At 31.9% G+C, this 17,772-nt stretch carries 20 protein-coding genes; 2 read left to right on the top strand and 18 right to left on the bottom strand.

What is annotated here, in order from left to right:
• Positions 1-4: 4 nt before the first annotated feature.
• The 16 genes from PHI38_RS02890 to PHI38_RS02815 all read right to left on the bottom strand — a co-directional run bounded on the left by PHI38_RS02890 (position 5) and on the right by PHI38_RS02815 (position 14,480).
• The gene (locus tag PHI38_RS02890; RefSeq protein ID WP_299852579.1) at positions 5-547 is read right to left on the bottom strand and encodes a hypothetical protein; all 543 of its coding nucleotides are present in this window, start codon (positions 545-547) and stop codon (positions 5-7) included.
• Positions 544-1,407, bottom strand: a complete 864-nt coding sequence (locus tag PHI38_RS02885; protein ID WP_299852576.1) for a CDC27 family protein — start codon at positions 1,405-1,407, stop codon at positions 544-546. The genes PHI38_RS02890 and PHI38_RS02885 overlap by 4 nt, the downstream gene beginning before the upstream one ends.
• Positions 1,400-2,215, bottom strand: coding sequence for an ATP-binding protein (locus PHI38_RS02880; protein ID WP_299852573.1), 816 nt, complete (start codon positions 2,213-2,215; stop codon positions 1,400-1,402). The genes PHI38_RS02885 and PHI38_RS02880 overlap by 8 nt, the downstream gene beginning before the upstream one ends.
• Positions 2,212-3,816 (bottom strand): pilus (MSHA type) biogenesis protein MshL, encoded by a 1,605-nt coding sequence (gene mshL, locus PHI38_RS02875; RefSeq protein WP_299852570.1) that lies wholly within the window; start codon positions 3,814-3,816, stop codon positions 2,212-2,214. The genes PHI38_RS02880 and mshL overlap by 4 nt, the downstream gene beginning before the upstream one ends.
• A 10-nt stretch (positions 3,817-3,826) precedes the next feature.
• Positions 3,827-4,285 carry a hypothetical protein gene (locus tag PHI38_RS02870; RefSeq protein ID WP_299852567.1) on the bottom strand — a complete coding sequence of 153 codons (459 nt, stop codon included), beginning with the start codon at positions 4,283-4,285 and terminating at the stop codon, positions 3,827-3,829.
• Entirely contained in the window at positions 4,285-4,923 is a 639-nt protein-coding gene (pilO, locus tag PHI38_RS02865) for a type 4a pilus biogenesis protein PilO (RefSeq protein WP_299852564.1), read from the bottom strand. Before pilO ends, PHI38_RS02870 begins: the two co-directional genes overlap by 1 nt.
• On the bottom strand, positions 4,920-6,473 hold the full coding sequence (locus PHI38_RS02860) for a hypothetical protein (RefSeq protein WP_299852561.1): 1,554 nt from the start codon (positions 6,471-6,473) through the stop codon (positions 4,920-4,922). Before PHI38_RS02860 ends, pilO begins: the two co-directional genes overlap by 4 nt.
• Positions 6,470-7,780, bottom strand: coding sequence for a M99 family carboxypeptidase catalytic domain-containing protein (locus PHI38_RS02855; protein ID WP_299852558.1), 1,311 nt, complete (start codon positions 7,778-7,780; stop codon positions 6,470-6,472). The genes PHI38_RS02860 and PHI38_RS02855 overlap by 4 nt, the downstream gene beginning before the upstream one ends.
• 12 nt (positions 7,781-7,792) lie before the next feature.
• Positions 7,793-8,758, bottom strand: coding sequence for a L,D-transpeptidase family protein (locus tag PHI38_RS02850; protein WP_299852555.1), 966 nt, complete (start codon positions 8,756-8,758; stop codon positions 7,793-7,795).
• Positions 8,755-9,681, bottom strand: a complete 927-nt coding sequence (gene era / locus PHI38_RS02845; RefSeq protein ID WP_299852552.1) for a GTPase Era — start codon at positions 9,679-9,681, stop codon at positions 8,755-8,757. The genes PHI38_RS02850 and era overlap by 4 nt, the downstream gene beginning before the upstream one ends.
• A gap of 8 nt (positions 9,682-9,689) precedes the next feature.
• Positions 9,690-11,018: an HslU--HslV peptidase ATPase subunit gene (gene hslU, locus PHI38_RS02840; protein WP_299852549.1), complete on the bottom strand. Its 1,329-nt coding sequence runs from the start codon at positions 11,016-11,018 to the stop codon at positions 9,690-9,692.
• The gene (gene hslV, locus PHI38_RS02835; RefSeq protein WP_299852546.1) at positions 11,015-11,560 is read right to left on the bottom strand and encodes an ATP-dependent protease subunit HslV; all 546 of its coding nucleotides are present in this window, start codon (positions 11,558-11,560) and stop codon (positions 11,015-11,017) included. Before hslV ends, hslU begins: the two co-directional genes overlap by 4 nt.
• Positions 11,560-12,006 carry a 50S ribosomal protein L9 gene (gene rplI, locus PHI38_RS02830; protein WP_299852542.1) on the bottom strand — a complete coding sequence of 149 codons (447 nt, stop codon included), beginning with the start codon at positions 12,004-12,006 and terminating at the stop codon, positions 11,560-11,562. Before rplI ends, hslV begins: the two co-directional genes overlap by 1 nt.
• Positions 12,007-12,014: 8 nt before the next feature.
• A complete protein-coding gene (locus tag PHI38_RS02825; protein ID WP_299852539.1) occupies positions 12,015-12,752 on the bottom strand; it encodes a ferredoxin-thioredoxin reductase catalytic domain-containing protein in 738 nt (245 codons plus the stop codon).
• A gap of 19 nt (positions 12,753-12,771) precedes the next feature.
• A complete protein-coding gene (locus PHI38_RS02820) occupies positions 12,772-13,986 on the bottom strand; it encodes an argininosuccinate synthase (protein WP_299852536.1) in 1,215 nt (404 codons plus the stop codon).
• 134 nt (positions 13,987-14,120) lie between these two features.
• Positions 14,121-14,480, bottom strand: a complete 360-nt coding sequence (locus PHI38_RS02815) for a flagellar protein FlaG (protein WP_299852534.1) — start codon at positions 14,478-14,480, stop codon at positions 14,121-14,123.
• A 121-nt stretch (positions 14,481-14,601) separates the two neighbouring features.
• Here PHI38_RS02815 and PHI38_RS02810 point away from each other — a divergent pair, with 121 nt between their 5' ends.
• A complete protein-coding gene (locus PHI38_RS02810; protein WP_299852532.1) occupies positions 14,602-15,810 on the top strand; it encodes an MFS transporter in 1,209 nt (402 codons plus the stop codon).
• A 24-nt stretch (positions 15,811-15,834) separates the two neighbouring features.
• A complete protein-coding gene (locus PHI38_RS02805; RefSeq protein ID WP_299852530.1) occupies positions 15,835-16,674 on the top strand; it encodes a DUF808 family protein in 840 nt (279 codons plus the stop codon).
• A 5-nt stretch (positions 16,675-16,679) separates the two neighbouring features.
• Here the strand turns inward: PHI38_RS02805 and PHI38_RS02800 are convergent, their stop codons facing one another.
• Together PHI38_RS02800 and PHI38_RS02795 are read right to left on the bottom strand one after the other, a co-directional pair.
• On the bottom strand, positions 16,680-17,006 hold the full coding sequence (locus PHI38_RS02800) for a hypothetical protein (protein ID WP_299852528.1): 327 nt from the start codon (positions 17,004-17,006) through the stop codon (positions 16,680-16,682).
• Positions 17,000-17,772 (bottom strand): HAMP domain-containing sensor histidine kinase (locus PHI38_RS02795; RefSeq protein ID WP_299852525.1); only part of this gene is annotated, 773 nt, incomplete at its 5' end. The genes PHI38_RS02795 and PHI38_RS02800, both read right to left, overlap by 7 nt.

The following is a 17,772-nucleotide window of genomic DNA, read 5'->3' as shown; positions in this document are numbered from 1 at the left end:
GTCCCTACCAATAAATATGTTTTTTTATACTAATGGAGTTATAAAATTCTTCAATAACTACTTTGTATGTACTGTTTTCTTTTATGACATAAAGTTTATATTTTAATGTAGCATCATTTTCATCATCAAAAAAATAAAACTCTTTTTTTTCACCTTTGGTATTTTTTACATATAAATCAAATACCTTCGATAGTACATAATCAGTTTTTGGAAGAATTAAGTTAGATATATCATAATCATCAACCATTGCATGATAGAGAAGTTTTTTTTGTAAAAGTATAGTAGAGAAGTAAGCCGCATTAGCTCTTGCTTCTTTGGAATATTTTAGAGCTGTAAGAGATATATAGAGGCGATCAATATAGTCAATATTTAAGCATGCAAGTGAGTATAGTGACACATATTCTTCATCTCTTGAGTTATCAAAAAAGTTTTTAAAACCAATATTGCAGGCCTCTTCAAAGTTTTTATTTTGATAAAGATGAAGTATCTCTTGTTTAACATCTGCATGTAATATTATTGCTATACAGATAAGCAGTAAAGTCTTCATTTGAATTTTCCTGAAGTTATTTCATCTAAAAGTTGCTTTGCTTGAGATGAGTTAGAGTAAGAGATATATTTTTTAAGAGTCTCAATTGCTAACTCTTTTTTATTCATTTTAACAAGTGATTTTGAAAATATAATCCAACTACCTTCTATGTTGTTGTTTAAATCATTTGTCATTAGGGCGTAATTATATGCTTGTTCATAATTACCTAATTGATAATATTTTTTTGCTATAAAGAGGCTAAGTGCTGGATTGTGGTTAATGTTAAATCTTTTTATAACATCTGCAATATCACTCTCTTCATCTTTTCTTTCTATATTTATAGAAGTTTTTTTATCTTCTATGCGAGGTAGAGTTTTTTCTATACTCTCTATCTTATTGTTTACTATAATTTGCTCTTTTGGCTTAACTTCTTCAATTATTGGTTCTATATTTTCTACTTCAACCTCTTTTATATCTGAAATAACATTAGTTATATGTTGTGTATTACTTGATTCAATTCTATCTATAAAGCTTAATGATGGGGTAAGAAGCACTCTTTTTTCTTCTAAGATACTGCTATTATCTTCAATTTCTTTTGTCTCTATAATAGGTATTATTTTTTCTTTTTTTGAGATATTTTCTTCTACAATAATTAGTGTACTATTTGAGTCCTGTGTGATAGAGTCATTTTTTTCTTCAATAATTGGAGTTATTATGGCTTGTTGTTTTGTAGTTTGTATTTCTACTTTTTCATCAAATAGAGTAAATAGTAAAATAGGTATCAACCCTATTATAACTACAGAAAAAATAATTAAATATCTGTAATAGAAGCTTCTTTTATATTTTTTATGTTTAAATTCTAACTCACTAACATTAAGCATTTATCAATCCTGTATGTATTGCTGCCATCTCAATATATTTTGTTGAAACTTCACCTTTGGTTATTTTACTTGGATTTGTGTTTGCATAATATAGATATATATCAAAAAGTGTATATACCAACTTATTTGCATTTCTAAAGTTCCCATCAGTTAGCTTATGAATAAGGTTTATAGATTTTTGAGTAAACATGCTTGCTGTATCTATACAATTTGCCTTCATAAGTTTCTTTTGGATATATATTTTTAGCTCTGAATTTGAGGAGTTCTCTAGTTTTATACTCTCCCATATTCTTGTTTGAAAATGCTCTTTTGCGATAATATCTTCTTTGTCTGTTTTATGAAGAGCAATTAAAAACTTTACTTTTCTAGTATCTGAGAGAAGTCTTATCTTCTCCATCATTGCTGTTGAATAAAGTTGAGCTTCATCAAGGAGTATTAGAGGAATGGCTGTGTCTTGTAATTCTCTGTTTTCTAGAATTTTTATGAATTGTGTAAAATTTAGCTCTCCATCATACGCAATGCCATAGAGATCTTGAGCTAATGTTTTGAAAAATTCACTCTCATCTAAGATAGGCGTGCTATAAAGGTATACTTTTTGCAAAGGCAGAAGATTTTGATAAAGTCTTGATAAAAACATACTCTTTCCTGTTCCTGGCTTTCCATATAAAAGAACCATTTTAAGTGGCTTTTCAATGGAATCTTTTAAGGAATCATAAATAGCCGAAATTCTCTCAAGCTGGATGTAATCTTTAGCGTTAACAGTATCTAAAAAAACATCTCTAGAGTTTTCATAGATACTTGGTTTCAATCATCCTCTTTTATGCTGTTTGTAGTGGTAGTTATAGCATCTTTTGTGCTTTTTAAGATATCTTCTGAGAGCCCGCTGTATCCTAGTTCTGAAAGAGATAAATCTTTTTTCCCTTTTGCAACAATACGAGGTTCAATTACTATGACTAGTTCTTGAGTGATTTTCAATTTGTTTTCATATTTAAAAAGATAATTAATGATAGGAATGTCACCTAAAATAGGAACTTTATTTATATCTATACTGTTGCTTGTGTTAATTAAACCACCTAATATAATACGATTTCCATCCTTGACAGTTACAACAGATGAGAGTTGGCGTCGACTAAGATCTGGTGGCATTGTTCTGTCCTCACCAGGAATTGTTGACATGTCGGTTGCTGTTTCTGATAGTGAAGGATTGATTTTTAGTGTTATCATATTGTCATCAGAGATTTCTGGAGTAATATCAAGTAAAACACCTGCAAATACTGATTGTAAATCCTCACTTGTACTTTGTGTACCGGTTGAGCCACCTGCTAAGGTTTCTGTGCTTGTTATCTTATAGAAGTACTCTGTTCCTGCTGTTATTAAAGCTGGTTGATTGTTTAGAGTTAAAACTTTTGGGTTTGATATAGAAGATACAGAGCCTTGAGTTTTGAGGAACTTTATAACCTCATTTAAAGAACCTTGAGCGCTAATTTCTATAAGATGTGAGTTTTCACTAGCTCCACCACCTGCAAACGCTGTTGTAATTTTACCATCTTCAAATTTTGATACATTTTTGTGGAAAAGTTTATCTACACTAAGATCAATATTTTGAAGTTTATATAGTTGCGACCAATCAACTCCCGTGGTTTTACCATCACTTAGAGTAACTGATAGTAGCTGAACGTCTATAAGAACCTGAAGTTGAACTTTATCTTGAAGCTTTTTAAGATATCCTTCAAATCTTTCCATCTGCTTTATAGTTGCTGTAACTGTAATAATTCCAGCATTTTTATTTATAATAGGTGCTTCTGCAGTATAAACATCTTGAGGTCTGTTTAATACATTTTGAAACTCTAAATCTAATTGATGCCAGAATTGAACTTCATCAGTACTATTTACATTCATTCCAGATTTACCAGCAGATCCACCACCAACTTCATCTACGCCTGCTGTTCCCGTAGTTCCAGTAGTACGGGAAGCAGCTCCCGTCATAGTAGAGGTTCCTGCTCCTTCTGAAGAGAGAGTAATATTTGTTTTGGATTCACTCTTTCTTTGTGAGAGTATATAGTCAATGTTAAACATCTTAGTTTCTAGATAAGAAATTTTTAGTAGATTGTTTTGAAGAGAATATGTTAAATTGTTCTCTTTTAATACAATATTAAATACTTCATCTATTGTGAGGTTGTTTAGGTTTGTCTTATTTAAGTTTGTATCCAAAAATTTTTGTGCATTTGGGTCAGTAACTATGATACTAAAATCACACTCATCACTAAGCTGCTCAATAAAGTCAATTATCTTAGTATCTTTAGTAGAACTAATACTAAAGAGTTCATAAGAACAATCTGCTGCATAAACGTTACTTGAGACAAGAAGCGTTAGAAGAGTTGAGTACATTGTTGTTTTTATAAGTTTCATAATATCTGCCCTACTTATTTTTAAATTTTAAAGTTTGTTTTTTTGTTGTTGTTGATAAAAGAATAAGTTTCTTATCTTTTTTTAGAATTACACCATCTTTAGTTATTTCGGAGATAGTATATCCTTTTACAACATCGTCTACTTTGTACCAACTACCATTAATCATAGCTGAAGAGTTTATGATTGCGCTTAAATCAAAACTAGAAACACTAATGACTTCTAGTTTTGGTTTTTCTATGCCAGTATCAACAACACTTGACTTTTGAGTTGATGCAGAAGAGGTGTCTTTTTTGCTGTCTTTTGGCATATTTTTTTTTAAAAAGACAAAAGGATTTGACACGCCGGTTACTACAACACCTTTTCTTGGAGGTTTAATAGCCTCGATTTGCTCATTAACCCAGTCTAATTCAGATGAAAGAAGGTTATTTGATAATAATAATGTTAGCAATATTGTTAATGTTGTTTTCATTAGTATGTAATCCCCCAAACTGAAATATCAATTTTTGTGTTGAGTGCATCTTGAGCCTTTAAATCTAAGTCATGTACATCTACTACCAATTCACTCTGTTCTAGCGAGTTGATAAATTTTATAATGTCTAGATAATTCCCAGTAACATTAAGAGAAATATCAAGAACATGACCAAAGGAAGCTTCATTATGTAGTGAATATGTGTTAATAAATTTGACAATATTAATATTGTGATTTTTAGCATGGATAGAAATAGAGTTTAAGTATTCACCCCAAGCTTTTTCATTATATATAAGTGATGAAATTGCTTCTATTTTCTCTTTTATATAGCTGTTTTGATCTTTTAAGATAACCAAATCTTTTTCTAAACCAATAATATCAGCACCAAGCTTTGCCACAACAGCTTCTGTATTTATTTTAAGATACATTTTATCAGCATTTATTTTTGTTGTTACTTGGGTTACTTTGTCTTTTATAACATTAAATTCATTAGTTGAGCTATCATAAAACGGATAAGCCAAAGCAGATAAAATAACAATAATCATAATATATACCATATAGGTATCTTTTTGAGATTTTTCTTTAAAGAAGGCGTCCATTCTTTGTAATGTCTCTTCAATCATTAATCTAAAATTCATATTAAATTCACCTTTAATTCACCAAAGTACAACTTTTCATCTACATTGTACGATATTTCATTTATAGAGAAGTGAAATTTATCCCCATAGGTCTTAGTTAAGTATTTAATCAGATCTGTTATTTTTTTATCATTTGAGGAAACTAGACCAAACTTGAACTCTTTATAAGCCTCACTTTTTTCACTTTTCTCTTGTTCAGAGTAAAAAGCACTCTCTAGATTTACATTAAAAGTATTGAAATCTTTTGTGAGGATTTGTAATAAATCAGCTTTCATTGGATAGTTTACTTTTACATCATGAATTTTTATAAGTGTATTTTTTTTACTTAAATACTCTTCTTTTTCATGTTCTACAAGCTTATAAACTTTATCTTTTTCTGCCTCTTTATTTTTTATTATTGCTTCTCTTGTTGTCTTGATATTGTGTACATTTCTATACTCTTCTTCAAGTAATTTGTATTGAATAGTTTGAGCGTACGTTAATGTCCAATAAGAAACAGGATAGATAAAGGCTATAACTAAAGCTGCTACGGAAATAAGTATGGCACGACCACTCTCTCTTTGTGCAAATTTTGGAGGACGATGATATAGAGTGAAATTACACTCATATCTATCCTTTTGTGCAAGAGTCGAGTAAATATGCATAAGAACATGAAAGTGATCTATATGAGAGTCATTACTGATAAATCCATAGTTGAAGTTAAAACTAGAACTTTTGATTCCAAGCTCAACTTCTGCCATCTCATATATTTTAGTAATAGAAGGGAGTTGAGTGTCTATATACACACACTCTATTTTTTCTATATTTAACGCTCTTTTTACATAGGTTAAAATATCATTTATGTTTGCAAAAATTTCTTTATATAGTTTAATAATAAAAGTTTTATAGTTACTATCAGTAGTTTTTAAATCTTCATAAGATAAAAAATTAATAAAATCTTCATATTCAACCATCTCTCCATAGAGTTCACAAAATCTCTCATGCATCTGCGCAAACGAGTAGTTTATGGATTTTGTATATATAAACTCTTTTTCATTATAGATTGTAATGAAGGTATCATTTTCTTGGAAGTAAATAAAACAGTGAACACCACTATCTTCTATTAAGTCTTTAGAGTAGAGAGATTTGAGTAAAAGAGGAGAGGGGATAATATAATCAATATATTTAATTTTATCAACCGCGCCTTTAAAAGCATCCCCAACAGTTATAGGGTCTATAATAAATACGTGAAAATTTCTATTTGCTTCATCTAACTTATTAAAAGTTTCAATGTACTCAATTTGGTACAAAATTGCTTGATCAAGGCCTAGCTCATCATATGCTTTGTTGTATATAGCATCATATAAATCCTCTTGCGGAATATTTTTGCTTATAGCTATTTGACTATTAATAAAACTTTTTGTATTTAAATAAGAGATTACATATTGATCTTTATTGTATATAGGAGTTGTTACCACATTCAAACTGCTTGCAGTACTCAAAACATAACTGTTTTTATATGGATTTATAGAAAGTACACTAGAGAAAGAGTGCTGTTCTTTTTTACTCATTTTGTATTATCCTCTTTAAAATGAACTTTGGACATAAAACAAAATTCACTGTTTTTATAAAACTCAATTCTATAAACTCTTTCATCTATATCTATTGAGAATTTTTTGTCAAAATCTTTAAGCGAAACAGTTATATCACTCTCATCAACTCGACCAATTGCTTTGTAACCAATAATATTAACACGGTATTCATCATCTTTAACAATTTTAAAATCGTCATTTACAAAAAATTCTGAAGTATTGTTTAAAGAAACTCTCTCTTTATCAACAATTGCTTCAAACTCTTTTTTACAAGGTCCTCGCATCTCAAAATATTGTGGGGCAAGAATGGTTACTTTTTTATTGCCTATATAAACAACAAAATTTCGCCCATCTTTCACAATGTTTCCTAACGTGTTAGAAAATTTAAACACGTTATTTTCTGATTTTATCGGAACAAAGCTTAAAATATTTTTTATATTTGTTAAATCTATAGAAATATTACTATTTATTATCAAACTACCGTTATTTTTTAGTATTTCATCTATATTTTGTTCACTTAGCTCAAACTCTCTTTTAAAAGAAATATTCATAATATTCATAAATTCTTCGATAGCAAGTAGATGATAAAAAACTTTTTGAGATAATGAAGGTAGGTTTTTACTACTCTCTATTGCAAAAGCTGGTTTATTGTTTGTTACGGCAAAATATGTAAGAGAGAGTTGCATTGCTTCATCATCAAACTTAGTATTTGTATTTTTTACATCAAAAGTATGATGTTCTTCAATTAATCTTTTGTTGACCGCTTCTTTTACATCTAAAGCTATCTTATTTAGATTACCAAATGGTTGATCTATAGGTAAAGCACATTGATCTATAACACATGTTTGTCCCCATGCATTTGGATTAAATATATTTCCTTTATTAGTTTTTCTATAAAATCCATTTCCATCATGCAGGTTCAAAACTAAAGAGACTTTTTTTTGTAAAATAATCTCTTTGATATCTTCTACAGTTTGTTTATCTTTGTCATTTTCTTTTATAACAGAAAATTTTCTATTCATATCTCCATTTAAGCCTCTATTATCACCAACAATACTATCTTTATTTAAATTTGGAACTACCCATAAGTTATTTGAGTCTATTTTGTAATGTGTTGCTAATATGGATGCAGCAAAATATCCACCAGGTTCATCACCATGTATACCGCCTATTACAAGAAGAGTCGTGTCTGAATTGTTGTTTTCTTGTTTAATAAGTTGAATATCTCCAAATAGTGGAGCAAGAAACGCTAAAAAAAGAGAGAGCTTTAGTGTAATATTTTTCATAAGATACTCTCTTTATTTTTCTGTTAATATTTTTATTTTTTTATTCTTATCTAGTTCAATAATTAAAGTTTTATCTCCATTAAATTCAAAACTATCAGATTTATAATGTTCTTGAAATGTTATCTCGTAAGTATTCAAACTATTTGGATAAGGAAGAATATTTATCTCATTGAAAAGAATAGTTTTTTTCTCATTTTTTTGAAAAACTCTTGTTTTATAGCTTCTAAATTTTTCGATATCCATTCCATCAAATCTAACAAAATTTGAAGCATAAAAACTTAAATAACTTTTTATATCATCGTATAACCATGCATATCTCCAAGCATATAACTGTGCAAGGATAGTAACAAGGTCTTCTTTGAGAACATTTTGCTTAACTTCAGTGTCATTAATTACAAGAAGTGTTTTAGAGATATCAATGTTTTTATTTAAACACTCAATGCTTGAGTTGTTTATCGCTATACAACCTCTTGTAAACTCATCTCTATCTTCTGATGGAAGGCCGTGTATCCATATACCAGAGCCATTTTTTCCTTTATATGAGTCATAAACGTTTGGGTATGACGTAACAAAAGCAAATGGTCCATAAAAAGGGTCTAGTTTAGTCTCTTTAGAGAGTTTTTGAGTGATTTGATAAATTCCAGTTGGAGTTCTTAAATCTCCCTCTTTTACTTTGTCACCCTTCATTTTTCCTGTATATGCACTGTACTTTTTTCTAAATTTAAAACTTTTATTTTCATCAAGTGAGTAAAGGTTTAAAGATGATTGCGCTTTGTCGCATGTAAGTATATTTTCAAATGATTCAATATATCCAAAATCCAGATCTTTATCTTTAACCTGAGTTTTCCAATACTCTTCATTTGAGAGCTCTAAATCCATCTGCTTCTCAATGTCAGCAGTACCATTATTTCTGTAGCTTGTTAATATATCAACAGCGTAAACATTTAAACTAAGTAGTATAAACAGTAGTATCTTCATGATGTGTAACCTATCTCTTGTAAATATGATTTATCTTTACTCCAGCCTTTTTTTACAACAACTTGTAAATCAAGGTATGCTTTTTTTCCACTTAGCATCTCTATCTTCTCTCTTGAGTATTTGCCTATACGTTTTATGCCTTCTCCACCTCTGCCGATAATTATCCCTTTTTGAGACTCTTTTTCTACAATGATAGTTGCAATGATTTTATCTACATTTTTTTCTTCTTCTATTTTTTCTATAATGACATCAGATTCATAAGGAATCTCATCACTTACATTTTGAAAAACACCTTCACGGATAAATCCAGCATATATGTTACGCACAAGCTCACTTGTTAAATCCTCTGGATCAAAAAGAAATGGAGACTCCGGAAGCAACTTTGAGATAGTCTCAAGCAAATCTTTGTGCCCAATTTTTTTTGGAACAGCCATTGGGATAAGTGCTTCAAAGCTATCTGAGAATTGATTGTATTGTAATATTTTTTTGAAGAGCTTGTCTTGTGAGACTTGATCTATCTTGCTTAAAACTATGATATGTTTTACCTTTGAGTCATTAAGCTTTAAAAACTTCTCATAATTCTCAACACTATCAGTAATAGGAGCTAGATAAACTATCAAGTCACAATCACCCATAGCTTTTAGAGCTTCATCAAGCATAAACTGATTTAGTACTTTTTCTCTCTCATGTAGGCCTGGCGTGTCAACAAAAATAATTTGAGTATCATTATGCATAACTATCGCATTTGATCTTTTTCTTGTTGCATTTGCTTTTTGGCTTACCATGGCAATGTTTTCACCCAAAAGAGAGTTCATAAGAGTACTCTTTCCTGCGTTTGGACGACCTATTAGAGAGACAAAACCCGCACGGGTTTCTTTAGTTAAACCAGCTTTGGTTTGTTTAGTTGAGGCGGAGTTTGCCATGTTTTTTCCTATAAGATATATCTAGAGAGATCGTTGTTTTCTACTATGGTGTCTAACTTTTCATGTACTAACTTTGAAGTAACTATAAACTCTTTATCTTTGTACTCGTTTGCATTAAAACTAACATCTTCTAAAATCTTCTCTATAACTGTATGGAGCCTTCTAGCTCCTATGTCTTCAGCTATCTCATTTGCACGATATGCTAATTTTGCAATGGCTTTAATCGCTTCATCTTCAAAAGTTAGTTTCATTCCCTCAACACTAAGAAGAGCTTCGTACTGTTTTAAAAGAGAGTTTGTTTTTTGAGTTAGTATTTTGTACAGAGTCTCTTCTGTTAGAGATTCAAGCTCAACTCTAAGTGGAAATCTTCCTTGAAGTTCCGGAATCAAATCACTTGGTTTGCATAGATGAAAAGCCCCAGCTGCGATGAAGAGAATATGATCAGTATTTATAACGCCATATTTTGTACTTACGCTACTTCCCTCAACGATAGGGAGTAAATCTCTTTGGACTCCCTCTTTACTTGGGTCATTCCTACCTTGTGACTTCTCACTAATAGCTATTTTATCAATCTCATCAAGAAAGATAATTCCGCCATCTTCAGCGCGTCTTAGAGCCTCAGCGTTTATATGAGTAGAGTCTATGAGCTTTATACTTGCTTCGCTTCTTAAGATGACTTTTGCATCTTTTACACTTAACTCTTTTTTGTTATCTTCTTTATTCATTTGAGAAAATACACGAGAAAATGACTCTTGTACTTTTGCCATCTCTGGAGGAAGGTTTGTATCATTGAACTCTACGTGAATCTTCTCAACTTCTAACTGAATGATTTTATCATCCATCTCACCTGAGAGAACTTTCTCTTCCATGACACTAAGAAGTCTTTGATAGTCATCTTTTTTACTCTCACTAGCTCCATAGGGAAGAGGGGGAAGAAGTTTTTCAACTATCTTGTTTAAAACATAGTTCTCAATCTTCTCTTTGTTCTCTTCTTCTTTTTCAGCTTTAACGATAGCAATAGATGCAACAACCAAATCTCTAATCATAGACTCAACATCACGCCCTACAAAGCCTACTTCAGTGTATTTACTAGCTTCAACTTTGATAAAAGGAACCTTCATCATCTTAGCTAATCGTCTTGAAATCTCTGTTTTACCAACTCCTGTTGAGCCAATCATTAGAATATTTTTTGGTGTAATGTCATTTTGAAGTTCAGGACTTAGCTGCATTCTTCTATATCTAGTTCTAAGAGCAAGAGCGATTGTTTTTTTAGCATTATGTTGAGATATTACATATTTGTCTAAATAATCAACAATCTCTTTTGGTGTTAAATTCACTTATCTTCTCCATCTAATGAAAGAATTTTGATATTGTGATTTGTATAGATACACAAATCTGCTGCTATACTTAAACTCTCTCTAACCAAAGCTTCTTCATCGAGTGATGAGTGTTTTTTAAGCGCGCGCGCTGCTGAAATAGCAAAGTTTCCACCACTTCCAATGGAAGCAATCTCTCCATCTTCTGGTTCAACAACATCACCATTTCCAGTAAGTATAAAAATGTGCTCAGAATTTAGGACAATCATCATAGCTTCAAGGCGACGAAGAACTTTATCTTTTCTCCACGCTTTTGAAAACTCAACAACAGACTTTAAAATATCGCCTTTTTTTGCTTCTAGGAAATCTTCAAACATATCAAAAAGATTAAAAGCATCAGCAGTACTTCCAGCAAAACCAGCTAAGATTTTGCCATTATATAGTGTGCGGATTTTCGTAGCATTTGCTTTAAGGACACTATTTCCAAAAGTAACCTGTCCATCTCCACCGATTACTGCTCTGTTTTTACCTTTATATGCAAGGATAGTTGTTGCATCAAACATTATTCGCCTACAACATCCACATGTAGTGTTGCATGGATACCATGACCTAATCTTAGGTCTAAGTCATGTTCACCTACACTTTTAATAGAGAGCTTATCTGTTATATGTTTTTTATCAATCTCTATACTATGCTGTTCTAAAAGTGCATGAGCAACTTCATCTTTTGTAATTGATCCAAAAAGTTGGCCATTTTGCCCTAGTTTTTTAGTGATAACAATCTCTGCTTTATCAAGCTTAATAGCTAAATCTTTAAGTGAAGCTATCTCTTTTGCAAGGTTCTCTGCCGCGATTTTTTCATCTTCTTTATGTTGCGCTAAAATTTCAGCAGTTGCATGTTTTGCAAAGCCTTTTGCAATTAAGAAGTTTTGGCCATAACCATCTTTGACCTCTTTTACTTCACCCGCTTTTCCAAGTGTTTTTACATCTTTTATTAAAAGTATTTTCATTTTTATCCTTATCTCTCTATTTCGCCGCCATAAGAGACGATTCCATAAGTTAAGTTTCCTACTTTTTTGTATCCCATGTCGCCTAATATTCTAGCACAGTGAGCACTGCGGCTTCCTACATGGCAATAAAGAATTATATTTTCTTCTTTATCTAGTTTGGCATCATCAAGTGCTGCAAAAAAGCTGCTAGTTGGGACAAGCTTATCAGCGCCATTTATATGACCCATTTGCCACTCCATGTGTTCGCGAACATCTACTAGTTTAAAGTCTACCATTCCTAGTTTTTTTGCTTCAAGAAGAGAGATTAATTCATCGCCATCTATCTCTTTTTGGTTTAGTAAAAGTATCGCTTCTTCTTTAGATAAGCCACGAGAATGTGTATGAGCAACTTCTTCCATGCCCATCTCAGCTCTCTTATTTGCTGCATATTCAGGTGTACAGAAGATTCCACAGTGACAAACACCATCTTCTGGAATTTCTATCTCAATTGCTGGTTTGCATGGACAGATTCTATCTTCTACGCTTCTAGGCTTTTCATCAACAACTTCGACCATAAAACATGGGCAAAAACGCTTTGAGTACATCATCTTGTTTCTAGCAAGACCCATTTGTACGCCTTCATTTACCTCTTCTTGAGGATTGTACACCCAGCCAAACTGATGATTTACCTTGTCAGTAAATCTTATAGTTTTTTGCATTTCTTCTTTAAATTCAGGTGAATTCATATCTATTTTAATTATGCTCATGTATGTCTCCTTAAGGGTTTTATTTTTTTCTTGCTTTGCCAGCAATGATGAATCTTAATGCATTTAGCTTGATAAATCCTGCTGCATCTTTTTGATCATAAACAGCATCTTCTTCAAATGTACAATACTCTGGATTGAAAAGTGAAGAGTCTGATTTGCGTCCAACAACACTTACTGAGCCTTTGTAGAGTTTTAATCTAACTTCTCCCTCTACATTCTTTTGTGTTGTATCAATTGCAGCTTGGAGCATCTCACGCTCTGGAGAGAACCAAAAACCGTTATAGATAAGTTTTGCATAACGAGGCATTAACTCATCTTTTAAGTGAGCCTCTTCACGGTCAAGTGTTAATGACTCAATAGCGCGGTGTCCTTTTAACATGATAGTTCCACCTGGTGTCTCATAACATCCACGGCTCTTCATACCTACATATCTGTTCTCAACAATGTCAGCACGGCCAATACCATGTTTTCCAGCTATTTTGTTAAGAGTTGCAAGCATAGTTGCAGGAGTTAATTTTTCGCCATTTAAAGAGATTGGGTCACCATTTTTATAGCCTATTGTAATGTACTCAGGAGTGTTTGGAGCGTCTTCTGGTTTAGTTGTCCAAAGCCACATGCTATCTTCTGGCTCTGCATTTGGATCTTCTAAGATACCACCTTCATAAGAGATGTGAAGTAGGTTTGCATCCATAGAATATGGAGATTTTTTACCTTTTTTCTCTATCTGTATACCATGTTCTTCAGCGTAAGCTAACAGTTTCTCTCTTGAGTTTAAATCCCATTCTCTCCATGGAGCGATAACTGTTAGAGTTGAGTCTTTGCTAAGGTATCCCATCTCAAATCTAACTTGATCATTTCCTTTTCCAGTTGCACCATGACTTACACCATCAGCTCCAGTGATGTGAGCGATTTCAACTTGTCTTTTTGCGATAAGTGGTCTTGCTATTGAAGTTCCAAGAAGGTACTCACCCTCATAGATGGCATTTGCTCTAAACATAGGGAAAACATAATCTTTTACAAACTCTTCTTTTAAATCATCAATAAAAATATTTTCAGGTTTTATACCTAGAGCTATGGCTTTAGCACGTGCTGGTTCAACCTCTTCGCCTTGACCGATATCGGCAGTAAAAGTTACAACTTCACACTTATACTCATCTTGGAGCCATTTCAAAATGACACTTGTATCAAGTCCACCTGAATACGCTAAAACTACTTTTTTGACTTCTTTTTTCATAATAAAACCCTTACAAACAAAATAATTGTCGCGATTTTACTACAAAAGATATTAAATAATGGTTAGCAGAAAAAGATAAAGGGGAGACAATTAAAAAAAAGGTGGGTTTATAGTGGATTTAAAAGGGTTTTTAATTACCCTTTTAAATCAAACAGTATACCTGTAACTTCTTGCATTTTTGGTAGAAAATCAGCAGCTTGCTCAGCTGGAAATCTTCTTATTATTTTGCTTGTTTCAGACTCTACAACTGAAACATAAAAAACATCTTCTTGGTCAACACCAAATCTTATGTTTGTATTCATTGGAGCAAGCGCTTTGTTTAGTTGGTCTACTAAATCTATAACTTGTTCTTTAGAATCTATTTTTTGAGGACTCTCTTGTTGTATCTCTTTGACTACATCTACCTGTCTTGGTTGTTCTACTTGTGATTGCTCCATTTGAGCAGATTTCATCTGAGTTTGTTGTTGTTTTGCAACATTTGCTATGCCATCCATGACTTACTCCTTTGTTTTTAAAACATTATTAGACCTTAAATCGACATAAAGAAGAAACACTTTAATTAAATAATGTTTTATATTTCTTTTTTTTAGAACTATTTATGATACCCTTTCATTTATGAATGATTATATAAAATTATTGCAATCTCAGCCTATCTTAAGGCGCTTATCCACTGTACAATTAATAGCATATTTTGGGGCATGGTTTAGTAATGTAGCTATATATACACTTTTGTTAAATATGAATGTATCTGCAGAAGTTATTGGATTTACGGCTATGCTTCATTTCTTATCAGGGATTATTCAAGCTCCATTTTCAGGCTCTATAATTGATAGTGTTAAACCAAAAAAACTTCTTTTATCTCTTCTTGTTTTTGAGATATTTACAACTCTTTTTCTTATCTTTGTAAACAATGTTGCAGATTTATGGCTTTTATATATACTTGTTTTTTTAAAGATGGCAGCGGCTAGTTTTTATTTTACAACAGAGATGTCACTACTGCCAAAAATCCTTGATGGTAAGAAGCTACAAAAAGCAAATGAGATACACTCAATCATCTGGTCATTTTCTTATACTTTAGGTATGGCACTTAGTGGATTTGTTGTTTTTTGGTTTGGTGTAAAGGTTGCATTTATGCTTGATGCATCTATGTTTGTTGTTGCTTTTTATATTCTTTACAAAACAGAAATAGATGTAGAGTTTATAAAAACAAAAGAGAGTTTTGCTCAGATGATAAAAGATACTTTTAAGTATCTAAAGAGAACACCTAGAGCTATGCATCTTATGTTACTTCATTCTTTTGTTGGATTTACGGCTTTTGATGCTTTGGTTGCTTTGATGGTAGATAAATATTATGCTTCTATAATCGCTACTTCTTTAGCACTTGGGATGATGCATACTTCTAGAGCTATTGGGCTCGTGATAGGTCCTATGCTTTTATCAAAATGGGCAAACAATAAAAAGTTCTCATACTTCTTTTTATCTCAAGCTTTGGCAATTTGGCTCTGGGCTTATTTGATGAGAGATTTTTACACATCACTTTTTGCTAGTGTCTTTGTAGGACTATTTACTACAACACTTTGGTCATATACATACACACTTTTGCAACAAAATATTGACTCTAAATATTATGGACGAATTGTCGCCTATAACGACATGTTGTTTTTAGCATCAGCTACTTTTACATCATTTATGATAGGTTTTTTAGCAACAAAAGGCTACTCCTTAGAGTTTATAACATTTCTAATTGGTTTTATGTTTATAATTGGCGCGCTTTATTTTAGATGGATAATTAAGAATCAAGATATAAAAGATATAAAAATTTAAAATAATTTTTTAAAAAGAGGATAGATGGCATCAGGGATTTTTTTACTTTTAGATGATATTGCAGTGCTTGCTGATGATGTTGCTGTTTCTAGTAAGGTTGCTACTCAAAAAACAGCGGCAATTTTGGGCGATGATTTGGCAGTTAATGCCCAAAAGGCAACAGGGTTTGAGCAATCAAGAGAGTTAGCAGTGATTTGGGCTATAACAAAAGGCTCACTGAAAAACAAAGCTATTATCTTACCAGTTGCATTTTTACTAACCGCAATAGCTCCTACATTAATCACGATTATACTTGTTTTTGGTGCGCTGTTTTTGCTTTATGAGGGTGTTGAGAAGATTGAAGAGTATCTGTTTCATAAAGAGAATCAAGAGAACCATGAGGAGCTGTTAAATTCAACTCCAGAGACAATTTTAGAGATAGAAAAACAAAAGATAAAATCAGCAGTCTTAACAGACTTTATACTCTCTATTGAGATAGTTGTAATTGCTCTTGCAGCAGTTGCAGCGAAGCCATTTATGATACAAGTATCTTCTACACTCATAGTTGCTCTTGTTGCTACTTTTGGAGTTTATGGGCTTGTTGCCATGATAGTTAGGATGGATAATGTCGGTTTTTATCTTATAGACAAGAAACATCAAAAAAGTGGACAATTACTTATAAGTGCAATGCCAAAGCTTATTAAAGCATTGGCATTTGTTGGTACATTTGCAATGATTTTAGTTGGTGGTGGCATACTTGTTCATAAAGTAGAGTATTTGCATAACCACCAGATAGATGCGCTTCCTGCACTACTAAATGATATGCTAGTTGGATTTGTTATTGGAATTATAGTTTTACTAGTTGTAAAGATTTTTAAGAGATAACTACTTTAGTAGATATCATCTTTCATGTTAAATTCTTTATAGTAGATATCTATCATATCTCTTAATGTTTTGTCATCTAAGTTGCTTTTGTCTTTTATGCCAAATCTGTTTATATACTCATAAGGCAGGATTGCCTTCTCGATAGTTGGTTCTCTTAAGTACTCAAACATGGCCTCTTTGATTTTCTTCTCACTACTATATTTTTGGGTATATTTTTTTATTATCAAAGTGAATTTAAAGTCATTTTCATGGCAACTTAGACAATTCTCTTTAAACGTAGAGGCCTCAAGTATGCCCAAAAATAGAGTTGTTACAAGCAGTATCTTTACCATTTCAGTGTTACCTTTGTACCTTTTTGAAGTTCTGATTTTATATCTATATCTATATAATACTCATCAACTATGGATTTGATGATGCTGTACCCTATGCCAAAACCGCCTTGTGTTTTATCAAATCTCTTATATCTCTGAAATATCATACCTATCTCTTTTTGGCTCATTCCATTGCCTTCATCAGAAATCAAAAGATATGAAGGTGTTAAGCGTATGGTTATAGTAGTTGCTTTGTTTGTATACTTTATGGCGTTTGAGAGAATGTTATCTATGAGTTTTTCTATCTTTTTCTTATCTGCATAAAAGGTAACTCCTTCATCTATATCAACGTTAAGAGTTAGCCTTTTTGCGTTTGCCATAAAAGAGAAATAGCTAACTCTCTCTTGCAAAATCTGTGATAAGTTAAGCTCTTTGTTTTGTGATGAGACTTGATGGTTTAAGAGTATATAGACTAGATCTTCATATAGGTTAGATATGGTTGCCGAGGCGCTTTTTATCCTTTGTAGTTTTTTCATAGATTTTTCATCACAATCTTTACTCTGGAGTGTCTCAATGTTAGCCATAATCGTAGTTATAGGCGTGTTTAGTTCATGTGTAGTCTCTTTTATAAAGTTATCAAGAAGCCTCAAGTTATCTCTTAGAGGTTTTAGTACGGCTCTTACAAGAAAATAGGAGGTTATGAGCGTGATGATGATTACAAATATAGCGGTTGCAATTAAATCGTTTAATATATTTAGAGGTTTTGTATCTTTTTGTATAACTATAA

Source organism: Sulfurimonas sp. (genome assembly GCF_028694895.1).
In the GTDB taxonomy this organism is placed as follows: domain Bacteria; phylum Campylobacterota; class Campylobacteria; order Campylobacterales; family Sulfurimonadaceae; genus Sulfurimonas.
The sequence above is the reverse complement of the archived record's forward strand: the minus strand, read 5'-3'. Positions and strand labels throughout refer to the sequence as shown.

Excerpts from the sequence above, each read along its gene's own strand:
- PHI38_RS02890 (WP_299852579.1), bottom strand. The coding sequence starts at position 547 with ATGAAGACTTTACTGCTTATCTGTATAGCAATAATATTACATGCAGAT.
- PHI38_RS02885 (WP_299852576.1), bottom strand. The coding sequence starts at position 1,407 with ATGCTTAATGTTAGTGAGTTAGAATTTAAACATAAAAAATATAAAAGA.
- mshL (WP_299852570.1), bottom strand. The coding sequence starts at position 3,816 with ATGAAACTTATAAAAACAACAATGTACTCAACTCTTCTAACGCTTCTT.
- PHI38_RS02870 (WP_299852567.1), bottom strand. The coding sequence starts at position 4,285 with ATGAAAACAACATTAACAATATTGCTAACATTATTATTATCAAATAAC.
- pilO (WP_299852564.1), bottom strand. The coding sequence starts at position 4,923 with ATGAATTTTAGATTAATGATTGAAGAGACATTACAAAGAATGGACGCC.
- PHI38_RS02860 (WP_299852561.1), bottom strand. The coding sequence starts at position 6,473 with ATGAGTAAAAAAGAACAGCACTCTTTCTCTAGTGTACTTTCTATAAAT.
- PHI38_RS02855 (WP_299852558.1), bottom strand. The coding sequence starts at position 7,780 with ATGAAAAATATTACACTAAAGCTCTCTCTTTTTTTAGCGTTTCTTGCT.
- PHI38_RS02850 (WP_299852555.1), bottom strand. The coding sequence starts at position 8,758 with ATGAAGATACTACTGTTTATACTACTTAGTTTAAATGTTTACGCTGTT.
- era (WP_299852552.1), bottom strand. The coding sequence starts at position 9,681 with ATGGCAAACTCCGCCTCAACTAAACAAACCAAAGCTGGTTTAACTAAA.
- hslV (WP_299852546.1), bottom strand. The coding sequence starts at position 11,560 with ATGTTTGATGCAACAACTATCCTTGCATATAAAGGTAAAAACAGAGCA.
- rplI (WP_299852542.1), bottom strand. The coding sequence starts at position 12,006 with ATGAAAATACTTTTAATAAAAGATGTAAAAACACTTGGAAAAGCGGGT.
- PHI38_RS02825 (WP_299852539.1), bottom strand. The coding sequence starts at position 12,752 with ATGAGCATAATTAAAATAGATATGAATTCACCTGAATTTAAAGAAGAA.
- PHI38_RS02820 (WP_299852536.1), bottom strand. The coding sequence starts at position 13,986 with ATGAAAAAAGAAGTCAAAAAAGTAGTTTTAGCGTATTCAGGTGGACTT.
- PHI38_RS02815 (WP_299852534.1), bottom strand. The coding sequence starts at position 14,480 with ATGGATGGCATAGCAAATGTTGCAAAACAACAACAAACTCAGATGAAA.
- PHI38_RS02810 (WP_299852532.1), top strand. The coding sequence starts at position 14,602 with ATGAATGATTATATAAAATTATTGCAATCTCAGCCTATCTTAAGGCGC.
- PHI38_RS02805 (WP_299852530.1), top strand. The coding sequence starts at position 15,835 with ATGGCATCAGGGATTTTTTTACTTTTAGATGATATTGCAGTGCTTGCT.
- PHI38_RS02800 (WP_299852528.1), bottom strand. The coding sequence starts at position 17,006 with ATGGTAAAGATACTGCTTGTAACAACTCTATTTTTGGGCATACTTGAG.